Below are 8,637 nucleotides of genomic sequence, written 5' to 3'. Positions count from 1 at the left end.
GCAAAAGAGAGTAATAGATCAGAACGGCCGATCGCCGTCAAGCACTGAAAATAGCAAAATCAGGTGCGGAATGACGGTTGTAAACCATCGCCAGGGTGGTCTCCCGCGAACCACAGTTTCTCGCTCTCTTCGTGCGCAGACGCACCGTCGAAAACGTCGATTCTATCGGGTTGGTCGTCCTGATGCTGACCCAATGCTCTGCCGGAAAATCATAGAATTCCAGCAGCACATCCCTGTCTTTGCTCAGCTTCTCCATGGCCCCCGGATACTTCGCCTCAAACCGAATCAGGGTGCGCTCAAACGCCTTGTTGGCCTCCTCCCGCGTCTCGGCCATCCAGATTTCATGCAAGGCCTCTTTAACCTTGGGCTGCACCGATTTGGGTAGCACAGACAAGATATTCGCGGTCTTGTGAACCCAACAGCGCTGATGCGCCGTGTCCGGGTAGCACTTGGCTATCGCCTTCCAAAAGCCCAGCGCCCCGTCACCGATGGCAAGCTTCGCACCGGTGGTGAGCCCTCGGCCTCTGAGCCCCATCAGCAGTTCACTCCAGCTCGCCTCTGACTCCCGATAGCCATCTTCCACCGCGACCAACTCCTTGTGTCCATGCTCAGTCACACCGATGATGACCAATAAACAGAGCCGGTCATCCATGCGCACGTTGCTGTATATACCGTCAGCCCACCAGTAAACATAACGGCGGTCCTTAAGGTCTCGTTGGCACCACTCTCGATGCTCCTCATGCCAGTCTTGCTTCAACCGGCAGATGGTGTTGGCGGATAAACCCTTGGCTTTCTCACCAAGCAGCGCACAGAGGGCCTCCTGATAGTCCCCGGTGGATATCCCCTTGAGGTAGAGCCATGGCAATAGCTCTTCGATGCTGCGGGTGCGCTTGAGATAGGGCGGTAGTAGTGAGCTGGTAAAGCTGATGCCACAACCACTGCGATCACGCACCTTGGGCACTTTTATTTCGACGTCACCTACGCCGGTCTGGATAGTCCGCTCGGGCAGGTAACCGTTGCGCACAACCGCCTGGCGGCCATCAGGCAGACGCAGCTCTCGATGCTGTTCCAGCATGATGGCCAGCTCAGCCTCCACGGCTTGGGCAATCAACTCTTTTGCTCCCGAACGCAGGAGTTCGGTGAGCATATCGGCGGGTTTGCCTTCTGGTTGTGGTAGGGCTCTGAGGGTAGAATGGTTCATGGCGTATCACCTCTGTTGATTGAGATTCTTGCAGGAATCAATCAGCAGGATACGCCACTCCTTCTATCCCTCCGTACACCAGAAATCACCATAACTCTACAGCATCATAGTGGTACCGAACATGCTGGGTGCTGCCGGTTTTGAGCAAGGCCCCGTCTTCGTGGCCACCTGTTTGATCGCCGCCTTCGGCTCTCTGCTGATGGGGCTGTGGGCCAAGCTGCCCATGGCTATCGGTTGCGCCATCTCCCTCACCGCCTTTACCGCGTTCAGTCTGGTACTGGGTCAGGGACTGAGCATTCCGGTTGCCCTCGGCGCCATCTTCCTGATGGGTGTGCTGTTTACCCTGATCAGCGTCACCGGCGTGCGCCAATGGATCCTGGATAACCTGCCCTCCGGTATCGCCCACGGCACCGGCATAGGTATCGGTCTGTTCTTGCTGCTAATCGCTACCAACGGCGTCGGCATGGTGATCAAGAACGAAGGGGCCGGTCTGCCGGTTCAGCTGGGTGAGGTGACCTCCTTCCCGGTCATCATGACGGTGCTGGGTCTGGCCGCCATCTTCGGTCTGGAGCGTCGCAAGGTGCCGGGCGGCATCCTGATGGTGATCATCGCCATCTCCATCCTCGGCCTCATCTTTGACCCGAAAGTGACCTGGCAGGGCTTCTTCGCCATGCCGAGCCTGACCGGCGAGAAAGGCTCTCTGGTTGGCAGCATGGATCTGCTGGGCGCCCTCAATCCTGTGGTCATTCCGACCGTACTGGCGCTGGTGATGACAGCCGTGTTTGACGCGACCGGCACCATCCGTGCTGTGGCCGGTCAGGCGGGTCTTATCAACGAGCGTGGACACATCATCAGCGGCGGCAAGGCCTTGACTGCCGACTCCGTCAGCAGCATGGTCGCTGGCGTGGTGGGTGGAGCTCCGGCTGCCGTCTACATCGAGTCTGCCGCAGGCACCGCGGCCGGTGGCAAGACCGGTCTGACCGCTGCGCTGGTCGGCGTGCTGTTCCTGCTGATGATCTTTCTCTCGCCGCTCAGCTATCTGGTACCGGCTTATGCCACCGCACCGGCCCTGATGTACGTCGGCCTGCTGATGCTGGGCAACGTCACCAAGCTGGACTTCAGCGATTCGGTCGATGCCCTCGCTGGCATGCTGTGCGCCGTCTTCATCGTGCTCACCTGCAACATAGTGACCGGCATCATGCTGGGCTTCGTGGCGCTGGTCGTGGGTCGTCTGTTTGCCGCCGAGTGGAAGAAACTCAACGTCGGTACCGTCATCATTGCCGCGGCACTGGTGATCTTCTACGCCGGTGGCTGGGCCATCTAACCCGTCCACTTATTCCGGTTGTAGCGAAGGGCCCTGCGGGGCCCTTTTTCATGGCTGTGAGGCCGCTAACAGTTTCTCGCCCGTTTGCCTCTCGCTGTTTCAGATTGAAACGCCAATGGCCTTTCTCCTGTTTCAAATCCGAACCGAACCGGTCGTCATTTTTCTCCCGATTTATCCCGTTAGACTGGCTCCATCAACCATTTGCCCACCCGTGCGGTGGCAAGCCAAGGAGTGAGCCATGAAGAAACTGATCAATGCCGTCGATGCCGTGGTCCGTGAACAACTGATGGGGATGGCCGCCGCCCACCCCGAGCTCAAGGTACGTATCGAACCCCACTACATCACCCGCGCCGATTCTCCAGTGATGGGCAAGGTCGCGCTGGTCTCCGGCGGTGGCAGCGGCCACGAGCCAATGCACGGCGGTCTGGTGGGCAAGGGGATGCTGGATGGCGCCTGCCCCGGCGAGATTTTTACCTCGCCGACTCCGGATCAGATGTACGAGTGCGGTCAGGCCGTTGATGGCGGCGCGGGCGTGCTGTTTCTGGTGAAGAACTACACCGGTGACGTACTCAACTTCGAAACCGCGGTCGAGCTGCTGCACGGCGATGGCGTCAAGGTCGGCTTCTCGCTGATCGATGACGACGTGGCGGTCAAAGACAGCCTCTATACTGCCGGTCGCCGTGGCGTTGCCACCACAGTGCTGTGCGAAAAACTGGTGGGTGCCGCAGCCGAAGCGGGCTATGACCTGGCCCATTGCGAGGCACTGGCCCGTCGCATCAACAACCAGAGCCGCACCATAGGCGTCGCCATGCACGCCTGTACCGTGCCTGCCGCCGGCAAGCCCTCCTTCACTCTGGCGGACAACGAGATGGAGTTTGGCGTGGGCATCCACGGCGAACCCGGTATAGCGCGCCGCCCCTTCACCGACCTCAATACCCTGGTGGATGACATGTTCAGCGAGCTGGCGGACAACACCCCCTATGGCCGCACCCTGCGCCATTGGGACAGAGCCTCCGGCAGCTGGCAGGAAGAGCACACCTTCATCGAACCGCTCAACCGGGGCGATCGCGTCATAGCCCTGGTCAACAGCCTGGGCGGCACCCCGATTTCAGAGCTGTATGGTGTCTATGGTCGCCTCGCGGCCCTGTGCGAAGAGGCGGGCATCCATCTGGTGCGCAACCTGATAGGTCCCTACTGCACCGCCCTCGACATGACAGGTATCTCCATCACATTGCTCAAGGTGGACGACGAGCTGATGACCCTGTGGGATGCCCCCGTTCACACCCCCGCCCTGCGTCGCGGCTGCTAAGGAGCCCTAATTCTCATGCTAAGCAAACATCACATCGTCAATTGGCTGCTCGACTGCGAACACATCTTCACCGAGCAGCGTGACTACCTCACTGCGCTGGATACCGACATCGGCGATGGCGACCACGGTCTCAACATGCAGCGCGGCTTTACCAAGGTGGCCGAGAAGTTGCCTGCGGTGGCAGACAAGGATATCGGCCAGGTGCTGAAAACCACCGGCATGACCCTGCTCTCCTCGGTTGGCGGCGCCAGCGGCCCGCTCTACGGCACTTTCTTCATTCGAGCGGCGGCCAGTACGGACGCCTGCCAAAGCCTGAGCCTGAGCCAGCTTGGCAAAATGCTGAGCGACGGAGTCGAGGGGATCGTCTCCCGCGGCCGCGCCGAGCCGGGCGACAAGACAATGTGCGACGCCTGGTGGCCGGCACTGGCGGCCCTGCAACAGGCGCAGCAGCAAGAGCTCCCCCTCAACGAAGCGCTGGACAAGGCAGTGGCCGCTGCCGCAGCTGGCACCGAGGCCACCATACAGATGCAGGCCCGCAAGGGGCGAGCCAGCTATCTGGGCGAGCGCAGCATAGGCCATCAGGATGCCGGGGCTACCTCGACCCTGCTGCTGCTGACCGCCCTGCGTGACAGAGCGAGGTTGTGACATGATCGGCATCGTAGTTGTCTCTCACAGCGCCATGCTGGCGGCCGGATTGAAAGCGCTGGCCGACCAGCTGGGCAGCCCGGCCAAACTGCTGCTGGCGGCCGGGGTCGATGACCCCGACCACCCCATAGGCACAGATGCCATCGCCGTGATGAGTGCGATAGAAGAAGCGGACGACGGCAGCGGTGTACTGGTGCTGATGGATTTGGGCAGCGCTCTGCTCAGCGCCGAAACCGCCCTCGAACTGCTGCCCCCCGAGTTAAGCGCCCGGGTGCGGCTCTGCCCGGCCCCGCTGGTTGAGGGCACCCTTGCCGCCGTGGTGGCGGCAGGTTCAGGTATGAGCCTTGACGAGGTGGCCGCAGAGGCGCTCGGCGCCCTAGGGCCCAAGCAAGCCATGTTGCCTGCCACAGATGCGCAGGTCGCCACTGAAACGGCACCGGCAGCCGACGAGGGCTGGCAGCGCTGCGAGGTGGTAGTGGATAACCCCCACGGCCTGCATGTGCGCCCCGCCGCCCGGCTGGTGGCCGCCCTCAAGCCCTTTGCCGCTGAACTCAAGCTGCAAAAGGGGGACAAAGAGGCCAATCCCCGCAGCCTGACCCGGCTCGCCATGCTCAACGTGCGTAAGGGCGACACGCTCACCCTGCTGGCGCGTGGGGAGGATGCCACCGCCGCATTGACCTGCTTCCAGCAGCTGGCAGCGGAACGTTTCGGCGACTGACCCGCCTGCTTCAAGGCGCGGCAACGGCCTTATCGGCCAGCCGCCGCGCCACTTAAAGACGAAGGACTCCCCGGCACAGCCGCCCCTTCGCCCCTGTTAGTTTCAAAAGAAGTCTTATGAACTAGAGAGAGGTATAGAATATGGACCGCATTATCATCAGCCCCAGCAAATACGTACAAGGCAACGGGGCCCTCGCCAATATCGGCAACTACGTCAAAGCGCTCGGCAGCAAGCCACTTATTCTGGCCGACGCCTTCGTCACCAAGCTGGTTGGCGACACGGTTGCCACCAGCTTCCACAGCGTGGACATCAAACCGGAGCTCGACTGCTTCAACGGCGAATGCTCCCGCCCCGAGATCGACCGTCTGCTGGCCCGCTGCAACCAGACGCCGTTCGACGTCATCATTGGCATAGGTGGCGGCAAGACGCTGGATACCGCCAAGTCGGTCGCCTTCTACCAGAAGGTGCCTGTGGTCATAGTGCCCACCATCGCCTCCACCGATGCCCCCACCAGCGCGCTGGCGGTCATCTACACCCCGGAAGGGCAGTTCAGCGAATACCTGATGATCCCGACCAACCCCAATATGGTCATCATGGATACCGGCGTGGTCTCCCGCGCTCCGGTGCGGCTCTTGGTCTCCGGCATGGGGGATGCGCTCTCCACCTACTTCGAGGCGCGCGCCAACAAGGTCTCCGGTTGCCAGACCATGGCCGGTGGTGCCTCTACCCTGGCGGCGCAGGCCATCGCCGAGCTCTGCTACAAGACCCTGCTGGCCGATGGCTACAAGGCCAAGCTGGCGGTGGAGCAGGGGCTCTGCACCAAGGCGGTGGAGAACATCATAGAGGCCAACACCTATCTGAGTGGTATCGGCTTCGAGAGCAGCGGCCTGGCCGCCGCCCACGCCATCCACAATGGCCTGACCCAGCTCGCCGAGTGTCACCACCTCTATCACGGTGAGAAAGTCGCATTCGGTACGCTAGTGCAGCTGGTGCTGGAGAACGCGCCCATGGCGGAGATCGAAACCGTGCTGGCCTTCTGCCGTTCAATTGGCCTGCCGACCAACCTGCATATGATGGGGGTCAAGGAGCTGGATATGGCGCGCCTGATGGATGTGGCCAAGGCCTCTACCGCCGAGGGTGAGACCATCCACAACATGCCGTTCAAGGTCACCGCCGAGGATGTGCTGGCGGCCATCGTCACTGCCCACCAGCTGGGGCTGTAACATCGCCACTGCTGACCTTGCCATATAAAAAGGCCCCGCAACTGCGGGGCCTTTTCATTTTCGCGGGTCGGTTGGTAACGGCTCGGGTCGCCGTCAGCCGTGATAGTCGGCGGGATCGATCTCGAGCAGCTTGAGCCGCCGCCACAGGGTGGTGCGGCTGATGCCCAGGTGCTGGGCCATCTGGCTCACCTGTCCCTTGCAGGCGTGGGCGCAGCGCAAAATGGCTTGGCGCTCCAGCTCGGCCAGGGTGAGCAGCGGTTGCCCCACCACCTCATTCGCCACCAGCTGATAGCCGTGACGAATGGCGGCGGGCAGCGCCTCCGGCGGGATCAGCCCCTGACCGGCATGGAGCAGGGCATGCTCGACGGCGCTGCGCAGCTCCCCCAGATTGCCGGGCCAGGGATAGGCGAGCAGACAATCGAGGGCCGCCGGACTGAACTGGCGCACCGGCTCGCGCCCCTGCGCTCCTAGCTGCTGGCTGATAAGGCCTGGCAGATCGGCCGCGCGCTCCCGCAGCCCCGGCAGCCAGAGCTCGCACGCCTGCAGCGCATAGAGCAGCTGGCGACCAAACAACCCCTCCTGCACCAGTTGCTCCAGCGGGGCGCTGCTGGTCGCTATGATCCGCACCTTGAGCGGCAGTATGCGGGCCGAATCGAAGCGCTGGATGCGGCCTGTCTTGAGCAGTTGCAGCAGCGCCGCCTGCATGGGGGCAGAGAGGCACTCCACCTGCTCCAGCACGAGCGTGCCGCCGTGGGCCAGTTCGAACTTGCCCGCCCGCTCCTGCCCCGCCTCGTCGGAGCCCATCAGCTCCAGCGCCATCCGCTCGCTCGGCAGCGCCTGACAGTTGAGGGTAATAAGCGGCCCGGCAGCCCGCTCGCTGCCAAAGTGGATCGCCTCCGCCAACTGGGCCTTGCCCACCTCCTCCTCGCCGCGTAGCAGGATCGGCCCCTGACTCCGGGCCGCCTGCCGGGCGTAGCGCAGCAGCTTGCGCATGGCGCTCGATTCGCCCACCAAGGCGGAGAGTTCAGGCACCGTCTGGCGCAGCTGGTGAATGGCCCGCAGGCGGTCGACCGGGTGAAGCAGGGCGATAAAGCTGACCCCCTCCGGCCCCGGCAACGGCTTTAGGCTCACCAGCGCATTGATGAACTCCCCCTCCTGAGCGCCGAGCCGCTCCAGCGTCACCTCCACATGACTCAGTGGCGTCTGCCCCTTGATGGCCAGCTGCAAACGCTGGGGCAACAGCAAATGCTGCTCCAGTGGCTGGCCGAGACAGAGCGCCGGATCGAGCCGCAGCCGGTTGGCCGCCAGCCCATTGAGGTAGCGCAGTCGGCCCTGCGGATCCCAGGCCAGCACGCCGTCATCCATGCCATCGAGCAGGGCGTAGAGCTCGCTCAGGTGGTGCTGGGACTCCTGCATCAGGGTTTCCATCTGCAGCAGATGGGCCAGCTCGCGCCCCGCACTGACGGTGAGCGCCAGATCCCCGGCACTCGCCGCCTCCACCTTGCAGATCAGGGCCATGATGGCGACCTGACGGCCGTTGCTGTTGTAGACCGGGCTGGCACAGCAGTGCCACGGGTGGAGGGTCTGGTTGAAGTGCTGGGGACCGCTGACGCAGAGCGGCACGCCCTCCAGCGCCGCCAGATTGATGGCATTGGTGCCGATGCGCCCCTCGCTGAAAAAGGCGCCGGGGCCAAACCCCAGCGCCGCCAGCTCACGCAGGGTGTCGGGGTGGCCGGTCTGGGCCAGCAGGCAGCCGCTCTCGTCGGTGAGCAGCAGGGCGCAGGGGCGCCCCTCCATAAATTCGTAGAGATCTTCGAGGGCCATCTCGCCGGTGGTGAGCAGGTCGCGCTTGCGCTGGCGCAGGCTCTGTAAGGTCTGCCCCTTGGCGCTGTGGGGCGGATGCCAGAGGGTGGCACTGGTCTGGTGGGCGCAGCGCAGCCAGGATGCCTGCAGATAGTCAGGCCAGGGCTGGAGCGGCTGAAGGTCAGATGGCATGGTCACAGCAATATCCGGCAAGATGTGAGCCGACTATTTAACCACGCCAGCACGCCCGATTCAGTGACCTGCATCAGAGGGTGGCAACCCCGTCCTTCTCCCAGGGCCGGATCGCACTTTGTTAATGAAATTTGAACAGGCATATCGTCTGTGATCTAATCGCGTCTCCATGCAGGAGGCACGCGCTATGACGTTGATTGAACACCTTACCCTTGTCGAAGA

General features: G+C 62.7%; 5 protein-coding genes and 2 pseudogenes. 5 read left to right on the top strand and 2 right to left on the bottom strand.

The genetic code is table 11. From position 1 onward, the window contains the following. Nucleotides 1–79: 79 nt before the first annotated feature. A pseudogene (locus tag PG892_RS20210) lies at nt 80–1,201 on the bottom strand (IS256 family transposase); the annotation flags it as partial. Between the two features lie 94 nt (nt 1,202–1,295). On the opposite strand from PG892_RS20210, the pseudogene PG892_RS20205 reads away from it, so the two are divergent. From PG892_RS20205 to PG892_RS20185, 5 genes and pseudogenes are all read left to right on the top strand, one after another. Then, nucleotides 1,296–2,525 (top strand): annotated as a pseudogene (locus PG892_RS20205) (NCS2 family permease); the annotation flags it as partial. Nucleotides 2,526–2,763: 238 nt separating this feature from the next. Beyond that, the gene (dhaK, locus tag PG892_RS20200) at nt 2,764–3,834 is read left to right on the top strand and encodes a dihydroxyacetone kinase subunit DhaK (RefSeq protein ID WP_005316680.1); all 1,071 of its coding nucleotides are present in this window, start codon (nt 2,764–2,766) and stop codon (nt 3,832–3,834) included. A 15-nt stretch (nt 3,835–3,849) separates the two neighbouring features. Then, a complete protein-coding gene (dhaL, locus tag PG892_RS20195) occupies nt 3,850–4,479 on the top strand; it encodes a dihydroxyacetone kinase subunit DhaL (RefSeq protein WP_052815565.1) in 630 nt (209 codons plus the stop codon). Between the two features lies 1 nt (nt 4,480). Beyond that, nucleotides 4,481–5,197, top strand: coding sequence for a dihydroxyacetone kinase phosphoryl donor subunit DhaM (gene dhaM, locus PG892_RS20190; RefSeq protein ID WP_052815564.1), 717 nt, complete (start codon nt 4,481–4,483; stop codon nt 5,195–5,197). Nucleotides 5,198–5,337: 140 nt separating this feature from the next. Next, nucleotides 5,338–6,420: a glycerol dehydrogenase gene (locus tag PG892_RS20185; RefSeq protein WP_052815563.1), complete on the top strand. Its 1,083-nt coding sequence runs from the start codon at nt 5,338–5,340 to the stop codon at nt 6,418–6,420. 93 nt (nt 6,421–6,513) lie between these two features. Here the strand turns inward: PG892_RS20185 and dhaR are convergent, their stop codons facing one another. Then, nucleotides 6,514–8,415, bottom strand: coding sequence for a dihydroxyacetone kinase operon transcriptional regulator DhaR (gene dhaR / locus PG892_RS20180; protein WP_052815569.1), 1,902 nt, complete (start codon nt 8,413–8,415; stop codon nt 6,514–6,516). Nucleotides 8,416–8,637: the final 222 nt, after the last annotated feature.

The sequence above is a fragment of the Aeromonas sp. QDB68 genome, from assembly GCF_027707405.1.
GTDB classification, from domain to species: Bacteria; Pseudomonadota; Gammaproteobacteria; order Enterobacterales; family Aeromonadaceae; genus Aeromonas; species Aeromonas caviae.
The sequence above is the reverse complement of the archived record's forward strand: the minus strand, read 5'-3'. Positions and strand labels throughout refer to the sequence as shown.

What these genes read in the sequence shown, in the direction of transcription:
- dhaR (WP_052815569.1), bottom strand. Translation starts at nt 8,415, where the DNA reads ATGCCATCTGACCTTCAGCCGCTCCAGCCCTGGCCTGACTATCTGCAG.
- PG892_RS20185 (WP_052815563.1), top strand. Translation starts at nt 5,338, where the DNA reads ATGGACCGCATTATCATCAGCCCCAGCAAATACGTACAAGGCAACGGG.
- dhaK (WP_005316680.1), top strand. Translation starts at nt 2,764, where the DNA reads ATGAAGAAACTGATCAATGCCGTCGATGCCGTGGTCCGTGAACAACTG.
- dhaM (WP_052815564.1), top strand. Translation starts at nt 4,481, where the DNA reads ATGATCGGCATCGTAGTTGTCTCTCACAGCGCCATGCTGGCGGCCGGA.
- dhaL (WP_052815565.1), top strand. Translation starts at nt 3,850, where the DNA reads ATGCTAAGCAAACATCACATCGTCAATTGGCTGCTCGACTGCGAACAC.